The sequence below is a fragment of the Pelagerythrobacter marensis genome, assembly GCF_036700095.1.
GTDB lineage: Bacteria > Pseudomonadota > Alphaproteobacteria > Sphingomonadales > Sphingomonadaceae > Pelagerythrobacter > Pelagerythrobacter marensis_A.
This window is the reverse complement of record NZ_CP144918.1, coordinates 619,046-645,659: the sequence shown is the minus strand read 5'-3', so window position 1 is coordinate 645,659 and position 26,614 is coordinate 619,046. Positions and strand designations below refer to the sequence as shown.

General features: G+C 64.7%; 25 protein-coding genes. 17 read left to right on the top strand and 8 right to left on the bottom strand.

Annotated features, from left to right (window positions below; all coding sequences use genetic code 11):
* Positions 1-95: 95 nt before the first annotated feature.
* Positions 96-299 (bottom strand): DUF1192 domain-containing protein, encoded by a 204-nt coding sequence (locus tag V5F89_RS03005; protein WP_338446778.1) that lies wholly within the window; start codon positions 297-299, stop codon positions 96-98.
* 102 nt (positions 300-401) lie between these two features.
* Between V5F89_RS03005 and V5F89_RS03000 the strand changes: the two genes are divergently transcribed.
* The 5 genes from V5F89_RS03000 to V5F89_RS02980 all read left to right on the top strand — a co-directional run bounded on the left by V5F89_RS03000 (position 402) and on the right by V5F89_RS02980 (position 6,080).
* Positions 402-1,412 carry an NAD(P)H-quinone oxidoreductase gene (locus tag V5F89_RS03000; protein ID WP_338446777.1) on the top strand — a complete coding sequence of 337 codons (1,011 nt, stop codon included), beginning with the start codon at positions 402-404 and terminating at the stop codon, positions 1,410-1,412.
* Positions 1,413-1,609: 197 nt separating this feature from the next.
* Positions 1,610-2,437 (top strand): UDP-2,3-diacylglucosamine diphosphatase, encoded by an 828-nt coding sequence (locus V5F89_RS02995; protein ID WP_338447499.1) that lies wholly within the window; start codon positions 1,610-1,612, stop codon positions 2,435-2,437.
* Positions 2,434-3,510, top strand: a complete 1,077-nt coding sequence (locus V5F89_RS02990) for a glycosyltransferase family 1 protein (RefSeq protein WP_338446776.1) — start codon at positions 2,434-2,436, stop codon at positions 3,508-3,510. Before V5F89_RS02995 ends, V5F89_RS02990 begins: the two co-directional genes overlap by 4 nt.
* Positions 3,511-3,621: 111 nt before the next feature.
* The gene (locus tag V5F89_RS02985; RefSeq protein WP_338446775.1) at positions 3,622-4,332 is read left to right on the top strand and encodes a DUF1013 domain-containing protein; all 711 of its coding nucleotides are present in this window, start codon (positions 3,622-3,624) and stop codon (positions 4,330-4,332) included.
* Positions 4,333-4,406: 74 nt separating this feature from the next.
* The gene (locus tag V5F89_RS02980; protein ID WP_338446774.1) at positions 4,407-6,080 is read left to right on the top strand and encodes a long-chain fatty acid--CoA ligase; all 1,674 of its coding nucleotides are present in this window, start codon (positions 4,407-4,409) and stop codon (positions 6,078-6,080) included.
* Positions 6,081-6,138: 58 nt separating this feature from the next.
* On the opposite strand, the gene V5F89_RS02975 is transcribed toward V5F89_RS02980, so the two are convergent.
* Complete coding sequence (locus V5F89_RS02975; RefSeq protein ID WP_338446773.1) at positions 6,139-6,558, bottom strand: polymer-forming cytoskeletal protein; 420 nt, start codon at positions 6,556-6,558, stop codon at positions 6,139-6,141.
* Positions 6,551-7,639, bottom strand: coding sequence for a M23 family metallopeptidase (locus V5F89_RS02970; RefSeq protein ID WP_338447498.1), 1,089 nt, complete (start codon positions 7,637-7,639; stop codon positions 6,551-6,553). The genes V5F89_RS02975 and V5F89_RS02970 overlap by 8 nt, the downstream gene beginning before the upstream one ends.
* Before the next feature lie 356 nt (positions 7,640-7,995).
* On the opposite strand from V5F89_RS02970, the gene V5F89_RS02965 reads away from it, so the two are divergent.
* The 8 genes from V5F89_RS02965 to V5F89_RS02930 all read left to right on the top strand — a co-directional run bounded on the left by V5F89_RS02965 (position 7,996) and on the right by V5F89_RS02930 (position 14,092).
* Entirely contained in the window at positions 7,996-8,682 is a 687-nt protein-coding gene (locus tag V5F89_RS02965) for a nicotinate-nucleotide adenylyltransferase (protein WP_338447497.1), read from the top strand.
* Between the two features lie 61 nt (positions 8,683-8,743).
* On the top strand, positions 8,744-9,172 hold the full coding sequence (rsfS, locus tag V5F89_RS02960; RefSeq protein WP_338446772.1) for a ribosome silencing factor: 429 nt from the start codon (positions 8,744-8,746) through the stop codon (positions 9,170-9,172).
* A gap of 51 nt (positions 9,173-9,223) precedes the next feature.
* Complete coding sequence (locus V5F89_RS02955) at positions 9,224-9,646, top strand: 23S rRNA (pseudouridine(1915)-N(3))-methyltransferase RlmH (RefSeq protein WP_338446771.1); 423 nt, start codon at positions 9,224-9,226, stop codon at positions 9,644-9,646.
* A gap of 4 nt (positions 9,647-9,650) precedes the next feature.
* Positions 9,651-10,877 carry a murein hydrolase activator EnvC family protein gene (locus V5F89_RS02950; RefSeq protein ID WP_338446770.1) on the top strand — a complete coding sequence of 409 codons (1,227 nt, stop codon included), beginning with the start codon at positions 9,651-9,653 and terminating at the stop codon, positions 10,875-10,877.
* A 117-nt stretch (positions 10,878-10,994) separates the two neighbouring features.
* Positions 10,995-12,332, top strand: coding sequence for a S41 family peptidase (locus tag V5F89_RS02945; RefSeq protein WP_338446769.1), 1,338 nt, complete (start codon positions 10,995-10,997; stop codon positions 12,330-12,332).
* Positions 12,333-12,351: 19 nt separating this feature from the next.
* Entirely contained in the window at positions 12,352-12,828 is a 477-nt protein-coding gene (locus V5F89_RS02940) for a disulfide bond formation protein B (protein WP_338446768.1), read from the top strand.
* The gene (locus V5F89_RS02935; RefSeq protein WP_338447496.1) at positions 12,828-13,349 is read left to right on the top strand and encodes a demethoxyubiquinone hydroxylase family protein; all 522 of its coding nucleotides are present in this window, start codon (positions 12,828-12,830) and stop codon (positions 13,347-13,349) included. The genes V5F89_RS02940 and V5F89_RS02935 overlap by 1 nt, the downstream gene beginning before the upstream one ends.
* A gap of 116 nt (positions 13,350-13,465) precedes the next feature.
* Entirely contained in the window at positions 13,466-14,092 is a 627-nt protein-coding gene (locus tag V5F89_RS02930) for a hypothetical protein (RefSeq protein ID WP_338446767.1), read from the top strand.
* A gap of 25 nt (positions 14,093-14,117) precedes the next feature.
* Here V5F89_RS02930 and V5F89_RS02925 read toward each other — a convergent pair whose 3' ends face one another.
* From V5F89_RS02925 to V5F89_RS02905, 5 genes are all read right to left on the bottom strand, one after another.
* Positions 14,118-15,131 carry an NAD-dependent epimerase/dehydratase family protein gene (locus tag V5F89_RS02925; RefSeq protein WP_338446766.1) on the bottom strand — a complete coding sequence of 338 codons (1,014 nt, stop codon included), beginning with the start codon at positions 15,129-15,131 and terminating at the stop codon, positions 14,118-14,120.
* Between the two features lie 56 nt (positions 15,132-15,187).
* Positions 15,188-16,366, bottom strand: coding sequence for a hypothetical protein (locus V5F89_RS02920; protein ID WP_338446765.1), 1,179 nt, complete (start codon positions 16,364-16,366; stop codon positions 15,188-15,190).
* A complete protein-coding gene (locus V5F89_RS02915; RefSeq protein ID WP_338446764.1) occupies positions 16,350-18,506 on the bottom strand; it encodes a GumC family protein in 2,157 nt (718 codons plus the stop codon). Before V5F89_RS02915 ends, V5F89_RS02920 begins: the two co-directional genes overlap by 17 nt.
* Before the next feature lie 12 nt (positions 18,507-18,518).
* Positions 18,519-19,229: a polysaccharide biosynthesis/export family protein gene (locus V5F89_RS02910; protein WP_338446763.1), complete on the bottom strand. Its 711-nt coding sequence runs from the start codon at positions 19,227-19,229 to the stop codon at positions 18,519-18,521.
* A 190-nt stretch (positions 19,230-19,419) separates the two neighbouring features.
* The gene (locus V5F89_RS02905; RefSeq protein ID WP_338446762.1) at positions 19,420-20,910 is read right to left on the bottom strand and encodes an O-antigen ligase family protein; all 1,491 of its coding nucleotides are present in this window, start codon (positions 20,908-20,910) and stop codon (positions 19,420-19,422) included.
* 412 nt (positions 20,911-21,322) lie between these two features.
* Here V5F89_RS02905 and V5F89_RS02900 point away from each other — a divergent pair, with 412 nt between their 5' ends.
* The 4 genes from V5F89_RS02900 (at position 21,323) to V5F89_RS02885 (ending at position 26,614) form a co-directional block, all read left to right on the top strand.
* Positions 21,323-23,305, top strand: coding sequence for a nucleoside-diphosphate sugar epimerase/dehydratase (locus tag V5F89_RS02900; protein WP_338446761.1), 1,983 nt, complete (start codon positions 21,323-21,325; stop codon positions 23,303-23,305).
* A 176-nt stretch (positions 23,306-23,481) separates the two neighbouring features.
* Positions 23,482-24,642, top strand: a complete 1,161-nt coding sequence (gene wecB / locus V5F89_RS02895) for a non-hydrolyzing UDP-N-acetylglucosamine 2-epimerase (protein ID WP_338446760.1) — start codon at positions 23,482-23,484, stop codon at positions 24,640-24,642.
* Entirely contained in the window at positions 24,639-25,901 is a 1,263-nt protein-coding gene (gene wecC / locus V5F89_RS02890; RefSeq protein ID WP_338446759.1) for a UDP-N-acetyl-D-mannosamine dehydrogenase, read from the top strand. Before wecB ends, wecC begins: the two co-directional genes overlap by 4 nt.
* Positions 25,892-26,614: a lipid II flippase family protein gene (locus V5F89_RS02885; RefSeq protein WP_338446758.1), complete on the top strand. Its 723-nt coding sequence runs from the start codon at positions 25,892-25,894 to the stop codon at positions 26,612-26,614. Before wecC ends, V5F89_RS02885 begins: the two co-directional genes overlap by 10 nt.

Here is a 26,614-nt window from a genome sequence, read left to right as displayed (position 1 = left end):
GGCGGAATGCCGGTTCCGTCCAGGGGGCAAACGGGGGCCGGCGTGGCTGGTCGTATCCATATGGGGCGACCGTCGCGAAATGCGAATGGCGCCTGTCACCGGGCGGGCTTTCGAAACAGCGCGTCGGCGGCATCGCGATGCGCGTCGACCGAGCGGCGGTGCTTTTCCACCCGGGCGATCTCGGCCTCGAGCAGGGCGATTCGCTCCCCCAGTTCGTCGCGCGAATAAGGCGAAAGGTCCTCGCCGGCGAGCTTGCTCGCAGCGTCGCCCCGCGGGCGCGGACGGTCGTCCTCTTCCATTGCCTCCAATCTCGCAATTCGCTGCGCTTGCTGTCAATGGGGCAGCGCGTTAGGTGCGTTTGCGTGACGGCTTGGCCACAGGGGGTCATGGGGGAATTGCCAATGGCGGCGCAAGTGCCCGATGAAATGATTGCGATCGGTTTCGAGGCGCCCGGTGGGCCCGAGGTGCTGCGACCGGAGCGGATGGCAGTGCCCGAACCGGGGGAAGGGCAGGTCCTGCTCCGCGTCGCCTGGGCCGGGGTGAACCGGCCCGACGTGGCGCAGCGCCAGGGGCTCTATCCGCCCCCGCCCGGTGCATCGCCGATTCCTGGGCTGGAAGTGGCGGGAACCGTCGCCGCGGTCGGCCCGGGCGTATTGGAGGACTATATCGGCGAGCGCTACTGCGCGCTCGTGGCCGGGGGCGGCTATGCCGAATACTGTCTTGCGCATATCGGCCATTGCCTGCCGGTGCCCGAGGCGATGCCGCTGGCCGAAGCCGCGGCGATTCCCGAAACGCTATTTACCGTCTGGCACAACGTCTTCGAACGCGGCTGGGCCAGCGAAGGCGAGACGCTGCTGGTCCACGGCGGCACCAGCGGTATCGGGACGATGGCGACGATGCTGGGCAAGGCGTTCGGCCTGCGGGTCATCGTGACCTGCGGCGACGACGCGAAGTGCGCGGCGGCGCGCGAGCTGGGGGCGGATCTGGCGATCAACTACCGCGAGCAGGACTTCGTCGAGGAAGTGAAGACTTTCACCGGCGGCAAGGGGGTCGAGGTCGTGCTGGACATGGTCTCGGGCGACTATGTCCCCCGCAATCTCAAGTGCCTGGCCGAAGACGGCCGTCACGTCTCGATCGCGGTCCTGGGCGGGATGAAGGCCGAAGTGAACATGGCCGTGGTGATGAGCCGTCGCTACACGCTCACCGGGTCGACGCTGCGCCCGCGGTCCGATGCGTTCAAGACGCTGCTGGCGGCAGAGATCGAGAAGAACGCCTGGCCGCTGTTCGAGGATCGCACCCTGCGCCCGGTGATGGATCGCAGCTTCCCGCTGGCCGAGGCCGCTGCCGCCCATGCACGGATGGAAGCGGGCGACCATATCGGCAAGATCGTGCTCGAAGTGGCCGGCGGATAGCGCTTCGCCGCCTGACGCGAAACGGTCACGCTTACGCCGAACGGTCACCGAACCGTGAATCGACTGTAACATTCGTCTGCCATGGCAGCTCCGTAAAAATGCTTTAGCGAGACGGGGTTGCGACGATGAGCGACAGGCTCGGAAAAGACCTTCCCGCAGAACTGGCCGAACTGGCGAGCGTCGCCAGCTTCCCGCCGATGCGCAGCGCCATTCCCGAGCCCGAGGAGGGGAAGCGCCGCCGTTACCGCACGATCTGGATCAGCGATATCCACCTGGGGACCAAGGGCTGCAACGCCGAGATGCTGATCGATTTCCTCGACAGCACCGACAGCGAAACGATGTATCTGGTCGGCGACATTATCGACGGGTGGCGCCTCAAGAAGAAGTTCTACTGGCCGGCCGAGCACAACGATGTCGTCTGGCGCATCCTCAAGCGGGCGAAGCGCGGCACGCGGATCGTCTACATCCCCGGCAACCACGACGAGATGCTGCGGCCGTTTTCGGGCATGAACTTCGGCGGGGTGGAGATTCGCCGCGCCGCCTTCCACGAAACCGCCGACGGCCGCCGCCTCATGGTGCTCCACGGCGACGAGTTCGACACGATCATGCTCGCGCACCGCTGGCTCGCGTTCGTCGGGGACGCGCTCTACCACGTGATGATGGAGCTGAACCGGTACGTGAACGGTATCCGGCGGATGCTCGGGCTGCCGTACTGGTCGCTGTCGAAGATGGCCAAGCACAAGGTCAAGAACGCGGTCGAGTTCATTTCCAAGTACGAGGAGGTCGTCGCCCGCGCGGCCGGCGAGCGCGGAGTGGACGGGGTGGTGTGCGGCCATATCCACACGGCCGAAATCCGCGAGTTCGACGGGATCGAGTATTACAACGACGGCGACTGGGTCGAAGGTTGCAATGCGCTGGTCGAACATTTCGACGGACGCATGGAACTGCTCCACTGGCCCGAAGAGATGGCCCGCCGCGAACCGCGTGTCGCGGTCCGGCCCGTCGGCGAGAAGGCGGCGGCATGAACCGAATGGCCGGTTTCCCGGACGAAACGCGAAACCGGCAGCCCTTCCCCCAGCGCATCGCGATCGTCACCGATGCCTGGCGGCCCCAGATGAACGGGGTGGTGCGAACGCTGACCACCACCTGCGCGATTCTCGAACGGCGCGGCCATGCGGTGGAGGTGATCTCGCCCGACCTGTTCCGATCGGTTCCCTGCCCGACATATCCCGATATCCGGCTGGCGATGGCGCCGCCGGGTGCCGTCGGGCGGCGGCTGGCCGCGATTGCGCCCGATGCCATTCACATCGCCACCGAAGGGCCGCTGGGGGTCGCGGCGCGGCGCCATTGCATGGCGCGCGGTGTCCCTTTCACCACCGCCTATCACACCCAGTTCCCAGACTACGTCGCCCGGCGCACCGGGCTGCCGCCCGGGCTGTTCTGGCGCTATATCCGATGGTTTCACGCCCCGGCGCGGCGCATTCTCGTCGCGACGGAAAGCGTCAGGGAGGAACTGCGCAGGCGGGGCCTTGGCCGGCTTCACGCCTGGAGCCGCGGGGTCGACCTTGCCTGTTTCAATCCGCAGGCCCCGGCGCCGCCCGAATTTGCCGATCTTCCGCGTCCCATTCAGCTCTACGTCGGCAGAGTCGCCGTGGAGAAGAATATCGAGGCCTTTCTGGGCGGCCGCTATCCGGGCAGCAAAGTCGTTGTCGGCGACGGCCCTGCGCTCGCCGGGCTGCGCGACCGTTTCCCCGATGCGCATTTCATCGGCCGACGCAGCGGGGCCGAGCTGGCGGGATGCTATGCCCATGCCGACGTTTTCGTGTTCCCCAGCCGCACCGACACGTTCGGCCTGGTGATGATCGAGGCATTGGCCTGCGGCACGCCGGTGGCCGCCTATCCGGTGGCGGGACCGGTCGATATCGTCACCGACAAAGTGGGCGCCCTGTCGGAAGACCTCGACCGCGCGATCGCCGGGGCGCTGTTCAGCGAGAGGGCGGACTGCGCCGCCCTGGGCGCGCGCTATTCGTGGGACGCGGCGACCGACCAGTTCCTGGCGGGCCTCGTGGCGCTCGATCCCGAGCCTGCGATGGCCTGATCCCGGCAGGCGGGGCCTAAACGCTTGCCCTTGCGGGGCGCATCGCCTAAATCGAACACGCTACGGCCGCTCCGCGAGGGGCGGCCCTTATATTTTCAGGACAGTTTCGCCATGCCCCAACCCACCCCGCTGATGCCGCACGCCACCGCCACCTGGCTGGTCGACAACACATCGCTCAGCTTCTCGCAGATCGCCCAGTTCTGCGGCCTGCACATACTCGAAGTGCAGGCGATGGCGGACGATCTCGCGGGCAGCAAATATACCGGCCGCGATCCGGTTCACGCGGGCGAGCTGACGCAGGAAGAAATCGAGCGCGGGCAGGCCGACCCGGATTATGCGCTGAAGATGCACAAGGCGCCGGTCGAGGTTACCCGGACCAAGGGGCCGCGCTACACCCCGGTTTCGAAACGGCAGGACAAGCCGGACGGGATCGCCTGGATCCTGCGCAACCACCCGGAAATCTCCGACGCGCAGATCTCGAAGCTGATCGGCACGACCCGCAACACGATCACCGCGATTCGCGAGCGCAGCCACTGGAACATCCAGAACATCCAGCCGAAGGACCCCGTTACGCTGGGCCTGTGTTCCCAGCGCGAACTCGATGCGGTCGTTGCCAAGGCGGCGAAGAAAGCCGGGATCGAGGAGGAAGCCCCGGTCGTCGCCGATTCGGGCACCGACCGGGAGAAGCTGATCGCCGAACTGCGTGCCGAGCGCGAGGCGAACGAGAAAGCCGCTGCCGAGGCCGCGCAGGAGGCGGAGGCTGCGGCATGGCTGGAGGCAAAACGCGCTGCCGAGGCCGAAGGCGGCGACGAGCCGGGCTGACGCCACCCGGTCGCGCGGCACTTGCCGGCAGAAAATCCTTGCTCTCTGCAGCCGTATGACGCATCCATGTTGACATGGATGTCAGTAAGGCGACTTATCAGCACGCTGCCCCCTGGGACACGCCGTTCGAGGCGGTAACGCTGCCCGACCTGTTCGCGCGCACGGCGGACCGTTGTCCCGCCGCGCCGCTGGTCGATTTCCTCGGGCGTACTTTCTCCTATCGCGAGCTTTACGACGAAGCGCGGCGCTTTGCTGCCGGGCTTCAGGCGATGGGGGTGGCGCGCGGCGACCGGGTCGGGCTGTTTCTGCCCAATGTCCCGATCTACATCTCGGCCTACTACGGCGCGATGATGGCGGGCGCGGTCGTGGTCAACTTCTCGCCGCTCTATACGGTCGACGAACTGGCCCAGCAGGTCGAGGATTCGGGCACACGCCTGCTGGTCACGATCGACGCGGCCAGCTTGCTGCCGACGGCGCTGGAAGTGCTTCGGGCATCGCCGCTGCAGACGCTCGTCGTCGGCCGGCTCGGGGCGATGCTGCCGTGGCCCAAGCGCATCGCGCTGAAGCTGTTGGGGCGCAAGAGCATTGCGACCATTCCGAACCGGCAGGACGTGCGCGAATGGGCGGCCGTGACGGCAGCGACCGACCCGCCGGCCGCCGTTCCGATCGCGCCCGCCGATCTCGCGCTGTTGCAGTATACCGGCGGCACTACGGGGCGGCCCAAGGGGGCAATGCTCACGCATGCCAACCTGGCGATCAACGCGCTGCAAGTGGACGCCATCGATCCGTTCGACGACGACGAGCCCGATGTCATCATGGGCGCTCTGCCGCTGTTCCATGTCTTCGCCAACACCTGCGTGCTCAACCGCACGGTGGCGAAGGGCGGGTGCATTGCCATGGTTCCCCGGTTCGATGCGAAACAGGTGCTCAAGACCATCGCGCGCACGCGGGCCACGGCGTTTCCCGGCGTGCCGACGATGTTCCAGGCCCTGCTCGATCATCCCGACATCGCGCCCACGGATTTTTCCTCGCTCAAGGTGGCGATCTCCGGCGGGGCGCCTCTGCCCGCGCCCGTCCGCGACAAGTTCGAGGCGACGACCGGCGCGCGGCTCGTCGAAGGCTACGGCCTGACCGAAAGCGCCGGCGTCGTATCGACCAATCCCTATACCGGCCTGCGCAAACCGGGCACGATCGGGCAAGTCATACCGCAGACCCGGATCATCCTGCTGGACAAGGAGGACCCGACACGCCTCGCCCCCGAAGGCGAGCCGGGCGAACTGGCGATCGCGGGGCCGCAAGTCATGCAGGGTTACTGGAACCGGCCCGACGCCGCGGCATCCGCCTTCGCCGAGATCGACGGAACGCGCTGGTTGCGGACCGGCGACGTGGCCGAGATCGACGAAGATGCCTTCATCGCCATTGTCGACCGGATCAAGGACATGATCGCCGTCGGCGGGTTCAAGGTCTTCCCGAGCCAGGTCGAGGCCGTCCTGCTGGAACATCCCGCGATCAAGGAAGCGCTCGTCATCGGGGTGCCCGACGACTATCTGGGCGAAACGCCGCGCGCTTACGTGACCTTGCAGGACGGTTCGGAGACGGACGCGACTGCGTTGCAGGCCTGGCTCAACGCGCGGGTCGGCAAGCACGAGCGGGTTTCGGCCGTGGTGATCCGCGACGAGCTGCCGCGAACGATGATCGGCAAGCTCGACCGCAAGGCGTTGAGGATCGAAGTCCTCGCCGAAGGCTGAGCGGCGCTCTTCCGCAGGGGCCGTGGCGTCTTCGCCGCTCGTCCGAAATCCGCGGGCGCTACTGTGCCAGGGTGAGCTTCGGTTCGCCGTCCTCGGCCGCAGCCGCGCTGGCCGGCAAGGCGCGGTCGCCGGCGTGCGATTCGGGAAGGCGATGCGCAAAGCGGCCTTCGACTTGCGCGCCCTGTTCGATCGTCAGCGCGTCGTAGTGGACATCGCCCTCGATCCGCGCGGACTTGAGGACGACGAGATGGCGCACGGTGATCGACCCGCTCACTGTGCCGGCCAGCCGCGCGGATTCGGCGCTTACCGCCCCTTCGATCACGCTCGATTCGCCCTGGACCAGCGAATCGCAGGCGACATCGCCTTCGATCCGTCCATCGACGTGCAGCTCCGTGGATGCGCGAACATCGCCCTTGATCGTGACGTCGGATCCGATCACCGAGAAAGTCGAACCCGGAGGGGAGGACTGCCTAGCCATGGGTACGGCTCCCGTTGGAGAGGGTTCGGACTTCTTTGAGAACATTGGGAGCATTCTCCAGGAAGGGCCGCGGATTGACGGCGCGGCCGTTGATGCGAACTTCGAAATGCAGATGCGGGCCGGTCGAGCGGCCGGTGCTGCCGATTGCGCCGATCACGTGCCCGGCATCGACTTCCTGCCCGACACGGGCCGAAAACTTCGACATATGGGCATAGCGTGTGGTCAGCCCGTTGCCGTGATCGATCTCGACCACGTTGCCGTATCCCGACTTGCGGCCGACAAACGTCACGCGACCATCGGCGGCGGCGTAGATCGGCGCTCCCCTGGGCCCGCGAAAATCCAGCCCCTTGTGCATCGCGCTGCGCCCGGTGAAGGGGTCGCGCCGATAGCCGAAGCCCGATGAAATGAATTTTATGCTCGCCGGCTGAAACTGCGGAATGCCGTCGAGCCCCTGTTCCAGCGCGGCCATCCGGGCGAGGCTGAGGCCGAGGCGCTCGAACCGCGGGTCGGGCTTGCCGTCGGAACCGGTCGAGAGCAGTTCCAGCGGACCGCCCATCGCCTCACGCGGAGCGGAGCGGAGCATTTTCGTGGGATCGAGCCCCAGCTTGCGCATGGCCGCCGCCGCCCGCTCGGCCCGGTGGTCGGCGAAACGCGTCATCTTCTCGACCAGGGCAAGCTGGCGGGCCTCGATCTCGGCCAAGGCGCGCGCCTGCGGGAAAACGGCGCTGACTTTCTCCACGGTCTCCGCCGCTTCGCCGCGCGAATCGCTGACTTTTGCCGCGGTGCTGATATCGTCGGGCAGCATCTCTGCCATTTCTTCGAGCACGGTCTGGCGCTGTTCCAGTTCCCTGGCGACGGCGTTCAGATCGGCGCCATAGGCCTCGAACCGCTCTTCGGATGTCGCGATCTTCGCTTCGCGTTCGAGCAGCGAAAGCCGTTCGGCCTGGGCGCGATACTGGGTCCAGCCCATGATCGCCATGCTCAGCGCCCAGACAAGAAGGGCGACGACGGCGATGCCGGCCGCGGTCATCTGCACGCGCGAAGAAATCTTGATGAAACGCACCTGACCCTGCGACCGCATGAAGAATTCGCGATCCGGGAACCAGGTCCGCAGGCGCCCCATCCAATCGCCGACGGTAGAATTGAACACTCGAAACCGACCCCGCTCTTGCCGTCGTTTTATGCGTGGAGGGCGGCTAACACGCGAATCGCGAGGGGTCGAATCGCGACTCTGGCAAAGGGGTCGAATCGAAAGCTGGGCGGGGTGAAGCGTTGCCGCCTTACAAAATTTAACCGTGTCCGCCGGAACGAATCGCGGCAGAAGGTGTTTGCGCCCGCCCTGCAGCGCGGTTCGAATCGTCGACCGACATCCCCGACTGACAAGAGCCGCTCCGGCTGCTAGGCGCCAGGAATGTTCACCACGGTACGAGGCCGGTCCTGACTTTCGCGCGCCGGATCGGGCTGCTGGGCGGCAGCTTCAATCCCGCCCACGGCGGACATCGCCGAATTTCGCTGTTCGCCCGCGAGGCGCTGGGGCTGGACGAGATCTGGTGGCTGGTTTCGCCGGGCAATCCGCTCAAGCCCAGGGCCGGCATGGCGCCTCTGGGGGCGCGGGTGAAATCGGCGCTGCAAATGGCGCGCGGCGCGCCGATCCGCGTGACCGCGATCGAGCGCGATCTGGGCACCCGCTATACGATCGACAGTTTGCGCGCGCTGATCGCACGCTATCCGCGCCATCGCTTCGTCTGGCTGATGGGATCGGACAATCTGGCGCAGTTCCACCAGTGGAGGGATTGGCGCGATATAGCGCGTGCCTTGCCGATTGCGGTCGTTGCCCGGCCGGGCTATGATGGCCCTGCCCTCGCCAGCCCCGCGATGGCATGGCTGCGCCCGCATCGTGTCGGCGCGGCGGCATTCAGGAACAGGGGCGAATGGAGTGCGCCGAGCCTGGTGACGTTGCGTTTCGATCCGGATCCCCGATCGGCCACGGCCATCCGCCGTGCCGATCCCGACTGGGCCGATCGCTTTTCGCAGGTTCCGCCGCGCGACCAGCTAACATTCCGGCCGATACGACCCATCCCGGTTCAGGCCATCCCGGTTCAGGAGCGTGTGCAGGCGCCATGATGCGCTCGCCCGCCTCGGCCCACTTATCCCTTTGCAACCAGCAGGAGCGCAACGACCGCCTATGACGCCGGCGCAATCTTCCCTGTCCAATCAGGATTCGTCCCCGCAGAACGCCCATGGTTCGTCCGCGATCGAGGCCGAACCGGGTTCGCTTCACGCCCTGGTCATCGATCAGCTGGAGGAGGATCAGGCCCTCGATCTCGTTTCGATCCCGCTTGCGGGCAAGTCGAGCATGGCCGACCACATGATCGTCGCCTCAGGGCGGTCGACCCGCCAGGTGGCGTCGATCGCCCAAAAGCTTGCCGAACGCATCAAGCAGAACGGCCACGGGCCCGTGCGGCTCGAAGGGCTGCCCCAGGCGGACTGGGTGCTGATCGACGCCGGCGACGTCGTGGTCCACCTCTTCCGCCCGGAAGTGCGCAGCTTTTACAACCTCGAACGCATGTGGGCCTTCGGCGACGCGCCGCCGGTCGCCGCCGGCACGGCCTGAACGATACCGGCCGGCGCCCGGCGACGGCGCCTTTTCGGGGGAGAGGATAGGATGCTGCTGCACGTCATCGCGCGCGGCAAGATCGCTCGCTCGCCCGAGGCGGAACTGGTCGCGCGCTACCGCAAGCGGCTGACCTGGCCGTGCACGATCACCGAGCTGCCCGAGACCGGCGGACGGGTGGCGCCCACCCAGACGCCCGGTCGCACCGTTCTGCTCGACGAGCGCGGGAAGCAGCTTTCGTCGGAAGACTTTGCCGCGCTGCTCGGTCGCTGGCGCGACGACGGCGTGCGCGAGACGCGGTTCGTCCTCGGCGCAGCCGACGGCCATCCACCGCAGGAGCGTGCGGAAGCCGACCTGCTGCTGGCCTTCGGCAAGGCCACCTGGCCTCACCTGCTGGCGCGGGCAATGCTGATGGAGCAACTCTATCGCGCGACCGCCATTCTTGCCGGTCACCCCTATCATCGGGCAGGATAGCGCGATGACGCGGTTCGCAGCAACGACGCCTTTCGCGATCGTCGGAATCCTGGCCGCCACGCTGGGCGGATATGCCCTGGCGCAGCGTCTGGAAACGCTCTCCGGCCCGGAAGAGGCCCGCGCCGCGCTCCAGCGCGCCCAGCGCGAGGCGCGCGAGGCGGAAACGCGCGGCGCACGGCTGGAAGAGGCAGCCCGGGCGGCGACGGAAGCCGCGGAAAGGACCGCGCGCGAAGGCGCCGCGCTCGCCGCCCGTATCCAGCAGGCCGAAGCCGGCATCGCCGCAGCGGAAGCGCGCATCGCCCTGATCGACGACGAGCGGCGCCGGCTGGCCGCCCGCCTGGCCGAGCGGCGCGAACCGTTGCTGCGCCTGACCGCCGCCTTGCAGAAGTTTGCCCGCCGCCCGCTCGCGCTGTCCGCGCTGCGCCCCGGATCGCTGCGCGAGACGGTCTATCTGCGGGCCATGCTCGACACGGCGATTCCCGCAGTGCGCGAACGCACCGCCGCGCTGCGCGCCGAGATCGCGCGTGGGCAGCGGCTCGAGGCGGAGGCGCGCCAGGCGCTCGCCAGCCTTCGGCAAAGCGAGGGCGCGCTGGAAGAGCGCCGTCGCCGGCTGGCCGCGATCGAGAGCCGTCAGCGGCTCGAATCGCGCCGGGCCAGCGGGATCGCGGCGCGCGAGACGGAACGCGCCCTTGCCCTGGCCGAACAGGCCCGCGATCTCGATAGTCTGGTCGGCCAACTCGACAGCGCCAGCGACCTGCGGCGCGAGCTGGCCGCCCTGCCCGGCCCGATCATACGTCCGCCGCGCCCGGAGAGTTCCGAGGTGGCGTTCGACACCGCCGCCGCGCCCGTTCCCGCAGCCACCGCGCCGCCGGAGGATTTCCAGCTTCCCGTCGTCGGCCGGACGGTTTCGGGGTTCGGTGCGGTGTCCGCGGACGGGATCGTCAGCACGGGCCTGTCGCTGGCTCCCCGGCCGGGCGCGCAAGTCGTCGCCCCGGGCCGGGGGCGGGTGGCTTTTGCCGGGCCCTATCGCGGCTACGGCCGGATCGTGATTATCGAGCACGAGGGCGGCTGGACCAGCCTGGTCACCGGCCTCGCGCGGACCGACGTCGATGTGGGCGAGGGGCTGGTTCCCGGCGCCCCCCTGGGCGTGGCCGCGACCGAGGCGCCCGTGGTTACGCTGGAGCTGCGGCGCAACGGTAGGCCGGTCAATCCGCTGGAATACGTCAGGTGAAGGCATAGGTCGGTTCGGCGGCGGGCCGTGCCGGCGCCGGTGCGCCTCGCGCAATCCTCATCTGGCGTTCAGCCCCCCTGCGCGATAAAAGCGTTCTTGCAAGGAGTCTCAATGCCGATGAAATTTGCCGCTCTCGCCCGGTCGGCAGCACTGGTCACCGCGGTCGCGCTGATCCCGGCGACGACTGCCGGTATCGCGCAGATCGACGGTCGTGCCGGTCCCGAGTTCGCGCGCCTGTTCGCCACTTACGAACGGATCAAGGCCAGCTATGTCGAACCGGTCGACGACGAGAAGCTGATCCGCGGCGCGATCGACGGCATGCTGGCAAGCCTCGATCCCCATTCCGCCTATCTCGACGGGTCCGACCTGCAACGGCTCGAAACGATGATCGACGGCAACTACTCCGGCCTCGGCCTGTCGGTCCAGATGGACGACGGGGCGGTCAAGATCATCTCGCCCTTCCGCGGCAGCCCGGCGATGGAGGCGGGGCTGAAGGCCGGCGACTATATCACCCATCTCGATGGCGACCTGATCTACGGCGGCGAGCTGGACGAGGCGGTTAGCCGGATGCGCGGCCCCGCCGGAACCTCCATTCGCCTGACCGTTTTCCGGCCCGGCCGGGACGAGCCGTTCGACGTTACCGTGACGCGCGGCGTGATCGAGCTCGAGCCGGTCACGCACGAACTTGCCGAAGGCAATATCGGGGTCATCTTCGTCAACGAGTTTTCGCGCGATGTCGGGGCCGACGTATTCGCCGCCTGGGAAACGCTCAACCGCGAGGCAGGGGGGCGCCTCAACGGCCTGGTGCTCGACTTGCGTTCGAACCCCGGCGGCGCGCTGGACGAAGCGGTCGCATTGTCCGACCTCTTCCTGGAGAAGGGCCGCATCGTCTCGCAGCGTGGCCGGGCGCAGGGCGAAACCTACGTCTTCGATGCCGAATCGGTCTATCGCGGCCAGATCGCCAAGGGCGTGCCGATGATCGTGCTCATCAACGCCGGCTCGGCTTCGGCGAGCGAGATCGTCGCGGGCGCGCTGCAGGATCACCGGCGGGCGCTGATCATGGGCGACCGCAGTTTCGGCAAGGGCAGCGTGCAGACGCTCCTGCCGCTTGGTCGCGGCGCTGCGCTCAAGCTCACCACGGCCCGCTACTACACCCCGCACGATCATTCGGTGCAGGAAGGCGGGATCGAGCCCGATATCGCGGTGCCGCAGCTTTCGGACCCCGACCTTGCGAAGCGCGCCCGCTTCGTCATGCGCGAATCGGACTTGCGCGGCCACCTGGTCAACGAAGCCGCGCTCAAGGACGAGGAAATGGAGCGCGACCAGCGAGAGGACCCGCGTTTCACATTGACGGCGGCCGAGCTGGAGGAGCAGGGTATCGAGGACTACCAGCTCCACTATGCCCTGCAGACCTTGCGCCGGACGACGCCCGGCGCGCTGGCGCAGCGCAAGTGATGCGCGCGGGACGGGTGGGATGACCGATACGCCCCATGTCCGGCTGGCGCAGCGCCTTGCCTTCGCGGTGCCGGCACTGCTGCTCGCCGGGGCCTATATCTCGCAATACGGTTTCGGCCTGTTTCCGTGCGAGATGTGCTGGTGGCAGCGCTGGCCCCATTTTGCGGCGCTGGCACTGGCGCTTGTTTCCACCGTGGCCCCGCCCCGCCGGGTCTGGATCGCGCTCACTGCGCTCGCCATCCTCGTTTCCGGCGCAATCGGCGCGTTCCATGCGGGGGTCGAATATGGCTGGTGGGAAGGCATTACCGCCTGCGCCGCGGCGGCGCAGGTGGGGAGCGGCGACCCGCTGGACGCGATCATGAACGCCCCCGTCGTGCGCTGCGACCACGCACCGTGGGACCTCTTCGGCATCTCGCTTGCAGGATGGAACTTCCTGTTTTCCGCTGCCGGCGGGCTTGCGATCCTGTGGCTGCTGGCGCGGGGGCGGAAGGCATGATGCGCGAGCGCGACATTGCGCGGATGATCCGTGTCGACCAGGCGGGCGAGTTCGGCGCGACGCGGATCTATCAGGGCCAGCTCGACGTCATGGGCGATCGCGGTCCGCATGCGGCGGAGATCGCCGAAATGGCGGAGCAGGAGCAGGGGCACCGGGCGCGGTTCGATGCGCTGATGGCGCGGCGCGGCGTGCGTCCGACCGCGCTGCAGCCTTTCTGGTCGGCTGCCGGTTACGCACTCGGAGCCGGAACCGCGCTGCTGGGGCCGGAGGCGGCGATGGCGTGCACGGCCGCGGTGGAGGAGGAAATCGACCGCCACTATTCGCAGCAGCTGGATCGGCTGGCCGAGGGCGAGGCCGATCCGGAACTGTCCGCGATGATCGAGGAGTTCCGCGAGGACGAGCGCCAGCACCGCGACGCGGCGCTGGCTGCGGGCGCGGAGGAAGCGCCGGCCTATCCGCTGCTGTCGGGCGCGATCCGCCTCGGCTGCCGGGTTGCGATCAAGCTCGCCGAACGCATCTGACGCCGGATGGCCGGGTTGTGCAGGAACCGCTTCCGCGCTCGGCGCGCTTCATATAGAGTTCACGCCGAAATCGCGAAAACCGGCGCAACGGTCGCCGATCAACGATGGGAAATGTCATGAAATCGCTCTTCGTCGCCACGGCACTTGCCGGGTTTGCCCTCGCGCCCGCGACCGCATTCGCTCAGGCCCAGGATCAGGACCTGCCGGACGACGTTCGGATGTCGGTCGTCTATGGCGAGGACGAAGCGCCCGAGTGCCCCGAGAACGAGATCTGCGTCGTGGCCCGGCTTCCCGAATCGGAGCGCTATCGCATTCCCGAAACCCTGCGCTTCAGCGACGATCCGGCGAATGTCGCCTGGACCCGGCGCGTGGAATCGCTCGAGATGATCGGCGACTTCGGAACCCTGTCGTGCTCCACGGCCGGCGCGGGGGGCTTTACCGGCTGCACCCAGCAACTGATCCGGCAGGCCTATGGCGAACGCGCCACGGGGGCCGACGTCCGCTTCAGCGAACTGATCGCCGCCGCGCGCGCCGAGCGGCTCTCCACGATCGACGAATCCGCCGCCGCCGAGCAGGAGCGTGTCGAGCAGATCGAGCGCGAATATATGGAGCGGCTGGAGCGCGAGCGCGATGCCGACCTGCCGGGCGAGGAGAACCCCGCGATCCTGCCGAGCGAGACGGGCGAGCCGATTATGGAGCCCGCTCCGGCGGAACCCACCGAATCACCGCAGCCGGAAGGCTGAAGAGCAGGCGCGCGCGCGTCGCACCCTACATCTGGTAATATTCGCGATACCAGGCGACGAACCGGCGGATGCCTTCCCGGACATCGGTCTGCGGGCGATAGCCGGTCAGGTCCTGCAACAGCGTGGCATCGGCCCAGGTGGCCGGTACGTCGCCTTTCTGCATGGGCATGAAGTTCTTCACAGCCTCGCGGCCGCATTCGGCCTCGATCGCCTCGACGAAGTCCATCAGGCGCACTTTGTCGCTGTTGCCGATGTTCACGACGCGGAACGGTGCGGCCGGCGAAAGGCTGTCGTGCGGGGCGATGTCGTCGGGGCTTTCCGGCCGTTCGGGAGCCGCGTCGATCAGCAGGCGAATTCCGCGCACCAGATCGGCGACATAAGTGAAATCGCGGTACATCTCGCCGTCGTTGTAGATGTCGATCGGCGTGCCTTCGAGGATACCCCGCGTGAACTTGAACAGCGCCATGTCGGGCCGCCCCCATGGCCCGTAGACGGTGAAGAAGCGGAACATCGTGGTCGGCAGATTCCACAAGTGCGCATAGCTGTGGCCCATCGCCTCGTTCGCCTTCTTCGTCGCGGCGTAGAGGGTGAGCGGCGTGTCGCATTTCTCGCGCTCGTCGAAGGGCATGTCCTCGTTCGCGCCGTAGACCGAACTGGTGCTGGCCATCAGCAGATGATCGACGCCCAGTTCGCGGGCGCATTCCATCACGTTGAACGTGCCGACCACGTTCGCTTCGACATAGGCGCGCGGGTTCTCGAGGCTGTAGCGCACCCCCGCCTGGGCGGCGAGATGGACGATGACGTCCGGGCGCTCGGCCAGGGCCAGTGCGCGCAGGGCCTCGAAATCTTCCAGCATTCCCACCGTCGCGCTGAAATGCTGGTTCTGCAGCAGCATCTGATGGCGCCGTTCCTTGAGGCGCACGTCGTAGTAATCGGTCATGCCGTCGTAGCCGACGACCGCAAACCCTTCGTCGAGCAGCAGCTGCGACAGATGGTAGCCGATAAAGCCGGCGCTGCCGGTGACAAGCACTTTGCGCACGACGATCCTTTCGATTGCACGGGCGGCGTATTCGCACCGCGCCCGAGAGGCAACCGTCAGCTGTCTGTCGCGATGGCCAGCGGGGCGATACTGCCGCTGACACGCTCCCCATCCGACCAGGCCCGGCCGGAAAGCACGATGGCCACGAATTCGCAATCCGCGGGAACTGCCGTGTCGAGGGCGATACCGCTGGCAGAGAAATATGATTCGCCCAGCAGGGCCCCGTTATCGACGCACGATGCGGAGATCGTCAGGCGTTCCACCTGTTGCTGCGGCTTCAGATCGTGCTTCCCGCGGATGCGCAAGAACTCCCCGTCCGCCGGGAGAATCCGGCTCGCGATGACCCCGCCTTTGCCCCGCGCGATAGTGAGCCCGAGCCGTTCGGACCCGGCAACGACCTGGGCGCGGAATCCCGCTTCTCCGGCGAATTGCCAGTCGAAGGGCGGGATATCGGAACGCCATCCCGGCGCAGCGCCGTTCGCAGGGGTTGCAAGCCGCGCATAGAGCCTGTGGGCCATATGCAGCCGGTTTGCCCTTGCGAAGGCCAGAATAAGCGCGCGATCGGTACGCGGTTCGACCACATCGTCGGGCAGTCTCTCGCGGATGCGTTCGAGGTTTTCCAGGCTCTCCTTGTCGCGGGAAGCGGCGAGCAGGAAGGCATCGCCCCATTCGGAATCCGATCCAAGGATATCGACGAAAGTGTCGACCGACTGTGGATCGTGCAGAGCCTGAGTCAGCGCGGCGAACGCTGGCGTGCGCTGGTCGGCTCTTACGAGAAGGATCTGGTTCAACGTCCGAATCGATCGGTTGAGATCCCCCGACTTGAGCTGAAAATCGAGCAGCAGGCCCTGCAGCAGCGTGTCGCGCCGGCTGGTCGCCGCGGCCAGATCCCAGAATTCGGCCCGCTCGTCTTCGGGTAACGAAGACCCGATCACGGCGAGTGCTTCGGGCGTTAGCGGCTGGCGCCGATAAGCTTCGCGGGCGAGCGCTGCGATCCACGGTTCCGGCGGGACAACTGCCGCTGCGTTTTCCGCGAGCTGCCCCTGATAGGCGCCCTTTGCCAGGTGCGCTTTGACCGATCCATCCCAGGGGGCGATTGCGGCCGCCTGCGCCGGCTTGCTGGATTCTCCGACGATGGCCAGCGTCTGCGCTGCGGATAGCACCGCCAGCGCCGGGAACACCAGCAGCGCAAGCGCGATGCGCCAGATGCGCGGGGTGTCAGCTGTCGGTGGCATTCGCTGCGCGGCCGGGATCGCCATAACCGTAACCATAGCCGTAACCGTAGCCATATCCATAGGCCGAATTGCGAGCGTCCAGCTTGGTCACGATTGCGCCGTAGATCTTCGCATTGGCCGACCGCAGTCGGCGCAATGCGTTGTCAATCGCGCGGATCTTCACGTCGTTGGATTCGATCACATAAACCGCCCCTTCGACCGCGGTGGAAATCTCCAGCGCGTCGGCCAGACCGAGAACCGGCGGCCCGTCGACCAGAATGAAGTCGTATGATTGCTCGAACTCGCGAATCAGACGCTCCAACGCATCGCTGGCCAGGAGATCGGCGGGATTGGGCGGAGTGGCACCGCTCGGGATCAGATCGAAGCCGTGCTCCTCGATCGGAATAACATGCGACTGGGGTTCGCCGCGTCCCGCAAGCAGGCTGCTGAGGCCGGTATCCGCGTTCGCCTGCTTGCCGAGGAAGTCGGCCAGCGCGGTGTTGCGCAAGTCGGCATCGATCAGCAGGGTTCGTTTCCCCAGCTGGGCGAAGCTGCGACAGATTGCGACCGACGTCAGAGACTTCCCTTCGTTCGGGCGGGTGCTGGTCAGCATCAGCGATTTGGGCGCGCCGTGCGGTGTCAGGAACGAGATGTTCGACCGCACCGCGATATAGGCTTCCGACAGCTCCGAACTGCGTCGATGCAGCTCTTCGAGAATGTCGTCCTCGTCCACACGGGGAATCAGCCCCAGGGTGGGCACCCCGAGCAGCCGTTGCACATCGTTGGGATCGCGCACCGTCTGATCCATCGTTTCGCGGAGGAACACGAACGCCGCGGCCACTGCTCCTGCAGCCAGAAGGCTGAGCGCCAGGTTGAGGATCAGCGAGGGGCGATAGGGCTCTTCCTCGGGCACTGCCGGCTGGATCAGCGTCATGTTGTTCTTGCCGGCACCGGCTGCCTCGAGCTCCTTCGATCGTTGAAGAAGCGCGTCGTAAAGCTCCCGGTTGGTATCCACTTCGCGCTTGAGGATGCCGTACTGAATCCCGCCGCCTTGCTGCGCGAGGAAACGATCCTGAATCTCCTGCACTTGCGCCTGCAGCGCGGCTTCCTCGCCGCGAGCCTGACGATAGGCCGCCTCGAGCGCCGAAATATCGCGGCCCTGGGACGAAGCGATGGCCTCGCGCATCGCCTCGACTTCCGACCGTGCCGCCTGCACTTCCGGATAGTCGGGGCCGAAATTGGCCTGCAGGCTGGCAAGCTTGGCCTCGGCCGCAGCCAGCGCATTTCGGAGCTGACTGGAAGTGTTTCGCGTTTCGGGCGAGGTCGAGCGAGCGCGCAGCGCGCTTTCCGCGGCGATCCGCTTGGCGGTCGCCTGGGCCAGCGCGGCATTGAGCGTGGTAAGACTGTCGCCGATCAGCGACCGGGCCGTGCTGCTGCTGCTGTCGTCGTTGCTGCCGGAGGTCGCGTCGATAATGACGATCTGATTGGCGTTTGCGTAGTCGACGAGTTCCTTTTCCGACTGCGCCAGTCGCTCGCGCAGTTCGGCGATCTGGTCGCGGAGATAACGGCGGGCGTCGATGTTCGCCCCGAAGCGCTTCTCGTAGTTGGCGGCGAGAAACTGTTCCGCCCACAGGTTCGCGATATCGGCCGATAGCGTGCGGCTCGGGCTGGAGAAACTGACGTTGACGAGGTTCGACATCCGGACCGGCTGGATGCTGACGTTATCGAGCAGAATCTTGACCGCCTCACGCCGTTCGAGCGGAACCTCGGGGTCGCCGGCGAAGGCGTTGCGGAACTCTTCCGAGGCGGTCAGGTTTCCGGCGTCGACCACGGCTTCGGCCAGGAAGCGCGATCCCAGCAGTTCGTACTGAGTCTGAAAATACTGTTCGTCGGCCTGGAGTTCCTCGATTTCGGATTGGTCGATATTGGTCACGTTCGAGGATACGCGGCTGATCTCGATCACAGCGGTGCTCTGATACAGCGGCGTCGAAAGCAACGTGACCAGCAGGCCGAGAACGAGACCGGCGGCGAGAATGGCCGCGATCCAGACCCGCGAATTGACCGCCTGGCGCCAATACCGCTCCAGCGCCAGGATCCCGGGCTTCTCCTCGCCCTCGTCGACCGGCTCCAGTTCCGCGTCGTAAGGAAATGCATTTGCCATCGCCGTGTGCCCTCAGCGTCCGACGCGATCGATCAGGATCGCGGTAGTTGAAAGGAGCGGCATGAACTGGAGGATCTGGCTCAGACGCCGCCGTGCCGGCGAATCGCCAACGGTAATGATGTCGTCGGCGTATATCTGCGGATCGGGATAGTTTCCGCGCTGGATAGCCTGGATGTTGAATACGCCGATATAGTTCTGTCCGTCGACCGTACGCAGCACCAGAACGTCTTCCGACTTGGCAAATTCGGACAGGCCGCCGGCATTGTTGATCGCTCGCGCCAGGGTTCGTGACAGGCGCGCGGGATAGGCCCCTGGCTTTTCCACTTCGCCCCCGATGGAAACGGTGGGCTGCGAATCCTCGCTGGGGACGACCCGCACGTCCGGGTTGCGGACGTAGCGGCCCGACAGACGCCGGGCGATCTTCTCCCCGATCCGGGTCGGGGAGTCGCCTTCGACGGCGACTGCTCCGATCAGCGGGAATACGAGTTCGCCGTTGTCATCGACAATGTACATGCCGCTCAGCAGCTCGGAATTCACCACCGTGATCTCCAGCTGGTCGCCCGGCCGGATCCGCGTGACATAGCCGCCTTCGGGTGCGGGCAGGCTGGTGAGGTCGGTCAACTCGATGCCCGGGGCCATCCCGGCGCTGCGATCGGTCGCGCACCCGGCCAGCAGGCCGGCGCCGGCGAGCGCCAGCAGGAAATTCCTGAAAAATGACATCATCTTCGTCCAGTCCGTCGGTTTGGCCTCGCCCTTACTGGAGCGCATCGGAGAAACAAGCCCCGGAGGGGGCCGAAAAGGTGGTTTTGCCGAGCAGCAGCCGCTCGCCGCGCCAAGGCGCGTGCGCATTTTGAACGGGAATTACCACCGGAATCGACCTTTCGTCGCCGCAAACAACCGAATTCTCCCCGGGTCAATCTATCGCGGATCTTGTTCTGCCAGCCCAAAGTGCGAGCAGAACTGCATAACCGGCCAATGCGGGTGTGCGAAGGGGATAGTCGACGAGCGACGCGATAAGAAGGAGGATCAACGCGATCAGCGCTCCGGCGGGCAGGGCATCTTCGCGGATCCCTTGGCGCCCGCGGCGAAGCACGGCCCATGCGCGTGCCGCAAGGACGGCCAGCGCAGCAAACAGGATGGCGAGACCGGGGAGCCCGCCGGTCATGAAGATTTCAACGAAGTCGTTGTGCGCATGGTTTATATAGCTGGGAGTAAGCAACGCATCGGGTTCGAAACTGCGGAAAACGTCGTCGAACGAACCGAGACCTGTGCCCCACGGGAAATGAGCGATCGCGATATCCCACACGACGGGGAGAATATCGCCGCGCAGGTCGTCGATGGGGTCCGAACCGACAAGTCGCTCGAACGCACGATCGCGTCCCATCCCGATGGTCAACAGCCCCAGGCCGGCGACAACGACGACAGCGGCCAGGGCGGGTGCGAATCGCGCGATTGCGGAACGCCGCGCTGGGCCATGTCGGCTCCGCTTGCGCGATCCCCTGTTGCGAGACGCTTTGCCGTTCCGTCTCTCCCCGCCGGATATTGCCATGGCAATCGCAGCGGTGGCGCAGATCGACAGAAGCAGTGCAAGCAAACCGGCGCGAGAACCGCCGATAAGAACGAGCGGAACGAACAGGAGAGTACAGGCGATAGCGATGCCGCCGCGCCGCCCCCGGGCGCTGCGCATATCGCTCCACGCGCCCTCGGCTCTGAGTGCCCAGCAAAAGACAAGCGGAATCAGGCTGGCGAGAAACACCGCCTGGTGATTGCGGTTGGCGAACAGGCCGACGGGGGCGCCGTAATTCGTGAGACTATACAGGTAGAGCGGGCCGCGAGGACTCCCCATGAGTTGCAGCACGGCCCACACCGCAGTGAGCGCGCCGAGCGCGAGCACCACCGTCAGCATCGTCTCGCGGCCGCGCTCGGTCAGCTGGATCGCCAGCGCGAAGACGGCGCACGGCACAACCAGCGCCATCAGAGCGTTGCGAGTGGCCTGCGGATCGAGCGTGAGCGGTCGCCAGGCGTCTGTGAAGCCGAGCGCGCTGTCGATCGCCGCAATCCCCTCTCTGCCGGGCAGAGCGCGCCAGATCTCGGGCGGGAGCGGCAGGAGGTGGAGTAGCGCCATTGCCATGGCCGCCGCGGCGATAAGGGCAACGGCGCGATTGGTCAGCAGGTGTTCGCGCGAGAGGGTCAAAAGGGCGTAACCCAGCACCAGAATCGAGACAGGGCGCAGGACAGCCAGCGAGGGCATATCCGCGCGCGAGCTGCCGCCTGTCAAAAACACCAGGAGCAGGAATGCGGCCAGTACGATCAAGCGCGCGTCGGCCGAAAAGATCCCGGACAGCATGCCACGCTTGCTCGACGCTTCGCTTGCTCGTCTGCGCTGGCTGGCCGAGTGGCTCATCGATAGAATCCTTGCCTTTTCGCATAAAGCGGGGCGAGAGATCGGCTGGAACGAAAGGGCGACGGGACGCGCGAAACGAACGCAGGCATGATCCGCGCTGTCGCAGCCGGGTCAGGCGAGGTCAAGTTGCAGGAAGGCAACAGGCGGCATCAAATGTTGGAGGCGTGGCCTTGCGAGTAAAGCGCATCGCACTATCAGACTTGCGAATGGTTCGGCTCTTCAGGCGTTTAATCGCGCACCAGCAACGATTGGTCGCGTCGTTCACACGATATCTTTGCAGTGTTTATCGCCAGGCCTATGGCCCGGCTCTGCCATGACACATGCAGGACATATGTTAACTCGATAAACGACTGCCGCTCTTGGTGCATGTCGACTGTGCACTGAACTGGACAAACGGCTGGAACGGATCCCAATGCTATCTGACCTGATCGATCGGCGGCTATCGACGCTCCAGCGGTCCTGGGGCGATGCTATCGTCGACTTGTTCGACCGCCTGGGCGCGCTGCCGCGACGCGTGCGTCAGGTTATCGTCGCCGTGATTGACGCTGTGCTCTGCACGGCTGCGGTGTGGGTCGCCTTTTCGCTGAGGTTAGGAGAGTTCTACCGGATAGAGTCGAATATCCTGATGGTCGCCGCCGTGGCGATCGCAGTATGGTTCCCGATTGCCTTGTGGCGGGGTGTCTACCGTTCGATCGTGCGCTTCTCGGGCGGCCGGGCGATGGCCGCTCTGGGCATGACAGTGGTCATATACACGCTGCCCATGACAATCGTGTTCATGGCCAACGGGTTTGACGGCATCCCGCGCACCATTGCCCTGATCCAGCCGATCGTCTTTCTCGCGCTGATGGCGATCAGCCGGCTGGCAATCCGGTTCGCGGTGATCGACATCGTCAACAGCCGGCATGCCGAAAATCCGCGTCGGGTGGTTGCCATATACGGTGCCGGCAGCGCGGGACAGCAGCTGGCGAGTTCGCTTCGTCACGAGCCGCACGTCCGGGTCGAGGCATTTGTCGACGATGACATACGCCTTGCAGGGCAGCAGCTCGACGGAATCACCGTTCACCCGCCCACGATGCTCGGGCCATTGCTGGACGACCGGCAGATCGACGAAGTCCTGCTCGCGCTTCCGAGCGCCACCCGCTCGCGGCGCAAGGCCATTATCGAGGCACTGCAGGAATATCCGGTTGCGGTGCGCTCTCTGCCCAGCATGGGCAACCTGATCGACGGCAAGGTTTCGATCAGCGACTTGCGCGATGTTTCGATCGACGATCTCCTGGGGCGCGAGCCGGTGCGGCCGAACGAGCTCCTGATCGGAAAGACGATCGCGGGCAAGCGGGTCATGGTCACCGGCGCGGGCGGATCGATCGGCAGCGAACTCTGCCGCCAGATATTGCGCGCGCGGCCCGCGGAGTTGATCCTGCTCGAACGCTCGGAATATGCGCTCTATGCGATCGGCACGGAGCTGGATGCCGCGGCGGCGGCGCTGGATGTGCCGGTACCGATCACGCCGGTTCTGGGGGATCTCGGGATACGCGCATCGGTGCAGCGGATATTCGAGCGGCACCGGCCCCAAACGGTATTTCACGCGGCGGCATACAAGCATGTGCCTTTGGTCGAAAGCAATCCTATTGCCGGCCTGCGCAATAACATCTTCGGCACCCTCAACGCCTGTCTGGCGGCGGAAGAGGTGGGGGTTGCGAATTTCGTCCTGATCAGCACCGACAAGGCCGTTCGCCCGACCAATGTGATGGGCGCGTCGAAGCGGGTCTGCGAACTGATCCTGCAGGCACGGGCGCAGCTGCACGGGGACAAACGGGGGCGCACGATACTCACGATGGTGCGGTTCGGGAATGTCCTGGGTTCGAGCGGCTCGGTCGTCCCCCGCTTCCAGCGACAGATCAGCGAAGGGGGGCCCGTTACCCTGACGCATCGTGACGTGACGCGCTACTTCATGACCATCCCCGAGGCGGCCCAGCTGGTCATTCAGGCGGGCGCAATGGCGAAAGGGGGCGAAGTCTTTGTCCTCGACATGGGAGAGCCGGTGCGCATCCTCGACCTTGCCAAGAGCATGATCAACCTGTCTGGAATGACCGTCCGCGACGAAGCCAACCCGGATGGCGATATCGAAATCTGCGAGGTTGGCCTGCGACCGGGCGAGAAATTGTACGAGGAGCTTCTAATCGGGGACAGTCCGGAACCGACGGTTCATGAGCGCATTCGGCGCGCGAACGAAGTCATGATCCCGTGGAATGCTCTTGCGGCATCGCTGTCAAGGATGGATGCACTCCTCGACCAAGGGGATAGTTCGGGAGCTATTGCGCTCCTATCCAGACTTGTGCCGGAGTATCGTTCAGCGATTGTCTGCGATTCCAAGGTAGCGGCTCCTGCCAGCTGATCGTGCGAAAAATTGGGCCAGCTTTACTTTACTCTGACATGCCGGGGAATAGGCGTAATGCTCAGCGGCGGGGCTCCTCCGCTTTCGCTATTCCTCGCCACTGCACTACGCGATATCAGCGCCAGTCGGTAACCGACTGATCCTCTCAATCTCAATAGCAACGAGCAATTGCCGATATGCACCGCCCGATAAAGATACTAACCGTGTTCGGTACGCGGCCCGAGGCGATCAAGATGGCTCCTGTCGTGCGGGCGCTGACGGAGGCCGGCGATATCGAGACGCGCACCTGCGTCACGGCGCAACATCGGCAGATGCTCGACCAAGTTCTCGAATTGTTCCGTATCGCGCCTGACTATGACCTCGATCTGATGAAACCCGGCCAGGATCTTTCGGATATAACTGTCGAGGTTCTTAATGGCCTGCGTCCGGTGTTGGCGGAATTCGCGCCTGACATGATTCTGGTACACGGCGATACGTCGACAACGCTTTCCGCCTCCCTTGCCGCCTATTATCAAAGGATTCCGGTAGGCCACGTGGAGGCCGGTTTACGGACGGGCAACATCCTCTCGCCTTGGCCGGAAGAGGTGAACCGCAAGATTGCCGGCGTAATCAGCCATCTGCATTTTGCACCGACGGCGCGCTCGCAGAACAATCTCCTTGCCGAGAACATTCCGGCAGAGCGGATCCATGTGACCGGGAATACGGTGATCGATGCTCTTCAGGATGTGGTGTCGCGGATCGAAACCGATCCCGCACTGGAAGAGGAGTTTGCCGCCCGCTTCGGCCTCGATCCCCACAAACGTCTGATATTGGTGACCGGCCATCGGCGTGAAAGCTTTGGTGGCGGGTTTGAGCGAATCTGTGAAGCGCTCGCGCGGATTGCGAAGCGGTCGGATGTTGAAATCATTTATCCGGTCCACCTCAACCCCAATGTAAAGGGGCCGGTCGAAAGACTCCTGTCAGGTCTGTCCAACGTGCGGCTCATCGAACCGCAGGACTATCTGCCATTTGTCTATCTGATGAATCGGGCTGCGATCATATTGACCGATTCTGGAGGCATCCAAGAAGAAGCGCCATCGCTTGGCAAGCCGGTTCTGGTCATGCGCGATACCACCGAAAGGCCGGAGGCGCTGGAGGCCGGCACGGTCCGACTGGTCGGCACCGATGTTTCGCTTATCGTCGAGGGGGCTGGCCGGCTGCTGGATGATCGGAAGGCCTATGAAGATATGAGTTTCGCGCACAATCCCTACGGGGACGGCAAGGCATCGGGGCGGATCGTCGATGCGATCCGGAACTGGGCCGCAGCAGAGCTGGCGGAGAAAGGGCAATCTGCATGAACTGGCGTTTCGAAACCGTTTCGGTCGTGGGGCTGGGCTACATCGGCCTGCCAACCGCCGCCATGTTTGCGTCGCGCAGGGTCAAGGTCGTTGGCATCGACGTGAACGAGCGCACGGTCGAAACGATCAATCGCGGCGAGATCCACATCGTGGAGCCCGATCTCGATATTGCGGTCCACTCGGCCGTTAACGAAGGGTATTTGCGCGCGAGCACGCAACCCGAGGCGGCAGACGCCTTCCTGATCGCAGTGCCCACGCCCTTCAAGGGCGACAATCACGAACCTGATCTCGCCTACATCGAGGCCGCGTCGCGTGCGATTGCGCCGGTCCTAAAGGCTGGCGATCTCGTGGTGCTAGAATCCACATCGCCCGTCGGCGCTACGGAGCAGATGGCGGCCTGGCTGGCCGAGGAGCGCTCCGATCTTACGTTCCCGCAAGATGCCGGCGAGCAATCCGACGTTCGCATCGCGCATTGCCCGGAACGCGTCCTGCCAGGGAAGGTCATGCAGGAGCTGATCCACAACGATCGCGTCATCGGCGGAATGACCCCGCGGTGCTCGGAAGCGGCAGTCGCGCTTTACAAGGTGTTCGTGGAAGGCGAGTGCGTGGTGACGAACGCGCGGACCGCCGAGATGACGAAGCTGACCGAAAACAGCTTCCGCGATGTGAATATCGCCTTTGCCAACGAACTGTCGATGATCTGCGACAAGTTGGATATCGATGTCTGGGAACTGATCGCGCTCGCCAACCGCCATCCGCGGGTCAACATACTTCAGCCGGGACCTGGCGTGGGCGGCCACTGCATTGCGGTGGACCCGTGGTTTATCGTCTCGAAGACGCCCGACGAGGCGCGCCTTATCCGGACCGCGCGCGAGGTGAACGACGCGAAGCCGGAGTGGGTGGTGGAGAAGGTTTGGGCGGCGATTGGTGAGTATCTTCTCAACAATCCGGACAAGACGGCACGTGACGTCACGATCGCCGCATATGGCCTCACTTTTAAGGCGGACATTGACGATCTTCGTGGGAGCCCTGCTCTACAAATTGTAAAAACCTTAGCCAAGAAGCATCCAGGGTGTGTGCTGGCAGTTGATCCAAATGTCTCTCTTGAAGCGCTTTCTGACGATTATATTTCTATAGTGAATGAAGATATTGCCCGTCAGAATGGAAAAATTCATGTCGCTCTAGTTGACCATGCTGAATTTCAGCACACCCCTGTCCCTTCTGGGACATTGATTGATGTGCGTGCTCTATGGAAATAACTCACATAATAATGCTTGTGGTACCGATACTGTATGGTGGAATTCAGGCAATTGAAATGTCAGCCATTCTCGCTCGGATTGCAGGACTACAGGTTTCTAAGAGTATGTCCGGGTATGCCTTGCAGCAGTCTGTTTACATGGCAACAAGGCTGCTTCTTGTAATGTTGCTGCCATTGCTGGGCCTAGCCATTGATGCCGGAATAGACAAGGATAGCTATGCAATTATGGCCCATGTGAGCTTGATTATCTCGTTTCTAGCCGGAGGAGTAGTGGTTTCATTCCGCAAATCTATAGTAAAATACTATTCAGGCATATTGCTTCGCCATGATGAAACCGGAAAATATATATCTTCATTCTTTTCTCCAAAAATCCCCAGCATGGAATTAGCAGCTGATCTAAAAATAGGGGCAGGTCGGCAGGTTTTATTCGTCTCTATAATTGTGTTCACTATATACTCATCCGGCATGTTTCTATCATTTTATCTCGCGGCCCTAATTCCAGAGTATCGCGCTTCGATAAGCCAGTCATCAGGAATTGTCAATGCATTAGGAGCGCTTCTCCTGACATTTGTTATAGAACCCAGGATATCCAGATGTATAGATCGGGCGTCCCGGGACGCTGCAGATTTAGTCTTTTCTCTCCTAATTGGACGATGGCTCGCAGTTTCGGTGATTGCGCAGTTGCTTTTATTAATTATATTCTGGATATTATAG

Coding starts and splice junctions, on each gene's coding strand:
- V5F89_RS02940 (WP_338446768.1), top strand. CDS start 12,352: ATGACCGATACGCCCCATGTCCGGCTGGCGCAGCGCCTTGCCTTCGCG.
- V5F89_RS02920 (WP_338446765.1), bottom strand. CDS start 16,366: ATGCCACCGACAGCTGACACCCCGCGCATCTGGCGCATCGCGCTTGCG.
- V5F89_RS02900 (WP_338446761.1), top strand. CDS start 21,323: ATGCTATCTGACCTGATCGATCGGCGGCTATCGACGCTCCAGCGGTCC.
- V5F89_RS03000 (WP_338446777.1), top strand. CDS start 402: ATGGCGGCGCAAGTGCCCGATGAAATGATTGCGATCGGTTTCGAGGCG.
- V5F89_RS02950 (WP_338446770.1), top strand. CDS start 9,651: ATGACGCGGTTCGCAGCAACGACGCCTTTCGCGATCGTCGGAATCCTG.
- V5F89_RS02935 (WP_338447496.1), top strand. CDS start 12,828: ATGCGCGAGCGCGACATTGCGCGGATGATCCGTGTCGACCAGGCGGGC.
- V5F89_RS02885 (WP_338446758.1), top strand. CDS start 25,892: ATGGAAATAACTCACATAATAATGCTTGTGGTACCGATACTGTATGGT.
- rsfS (WP_338446772.1), top strand. CDS start 8,744: ATGACGCCGGCGCAATCTTCCCTGTCCAATCAGGATTCGTCCCCGCAG.
- V5F89_RS02955 (WP_338446771.1), top strand. CDS start 9,224: ATGCTGCTGCACGTCATCGCGCGCGGCAAGATCGCTCGCTCGCCCGAG.
- V5F89_RS02930 (WP_338446767.1), top strand. CDS start 13,466: ATGAAATCGCTCTTCGTCGCCACGGCACTTGCCGGGTTTGCCCTCGCG.
- wecC (WP_338446759.1), top strand. CDS start 24,639: ATGAACTGGCGTTTCGAAACCGTTTCGGTCGTGGGGCTGGGCTACATC.
- V5F89_RS02975 (WP_338446773.1), bottom strand. CDS start 6,558: ATGGCTAGGCAGTCCTCCCCTCCGGGTTCGACTTTCTCGGTGATCGGA.
- V5F89_RS02990 (WP_338446776.1), top strand. CDS start 2,434: ATGAACCGAATGGCCGGTTTCCCGGACGAAACGCGAAACCGGCAGCCC.
- V5F89_RS02945 (WP_338446769.1), top strand. CDS start 10,995: ATGAAATTTGCCGCTCTCGCCCGGTCGGCAGCACTGGTCACCGCGGTC.
- V5F89_RS02970 (WP_338447498.1), bottom strand. CDS start 7,639: ATGCGGTCGCAGGGTCAGGTGCGTTTCATCAAGATTTCTTCGCGCGTG.
- V5F89_RS02915 (WP_338446764.1), bottom strand. CDS start 18,506: ATGGCAAATGCATTTCCTTACGACGCGGAACTGGAGCCGGTCGACGAG.
- wecB (WP_338446760.1), top strand. CDS start 23,482: ATGCACCGCCCGATAAAGATACTAACCGTGTTCGGTACGCGGCCCGAG.
- V5F89_RS02980 (WP_338446774.1), top strand. CDS start 4,407: ATGGATGTCAGTAAGGCGACTTATCAGCACGCTGCCCCCTGGGACACG.
- V5F89_RS02985 (WP_338446775.1), top strand. CDS start 3,622: ATGCCCCAACCCACCCCGCTGATGCCGCACGCCACCGCCACCTGGCTG.
- V5F89_RS02995 (WP_338447499.1), top strand. CDS start 1,610: ATGCGCAGCGCCATTCCCGAGCCCGAGGAGGGGAAGCGCCGCCGTTAC.
- V5F89_RS03005 (WP_338446778.1), bottom strand. CDS start 299: ATGGAAGAGGACGACCGTCCGCGCCCGCGGGGCGACGCTGCGAGCAAG.
- V5F89_RS02905 (WP_338446762.1), bottom strand. CDS start 20,910: ATGAGCCACTCGGCCAGCCAGCGCAGACGAGCAAGCGAAGCGTCGAGC.
- V5F89_RS02910 (WP_338446763.1), bottom strand. CDS start 19,229: ATGATGTCATTTTTCAGGAATTTCCTGCTGGCGCTCGCCGGCGCCGGC.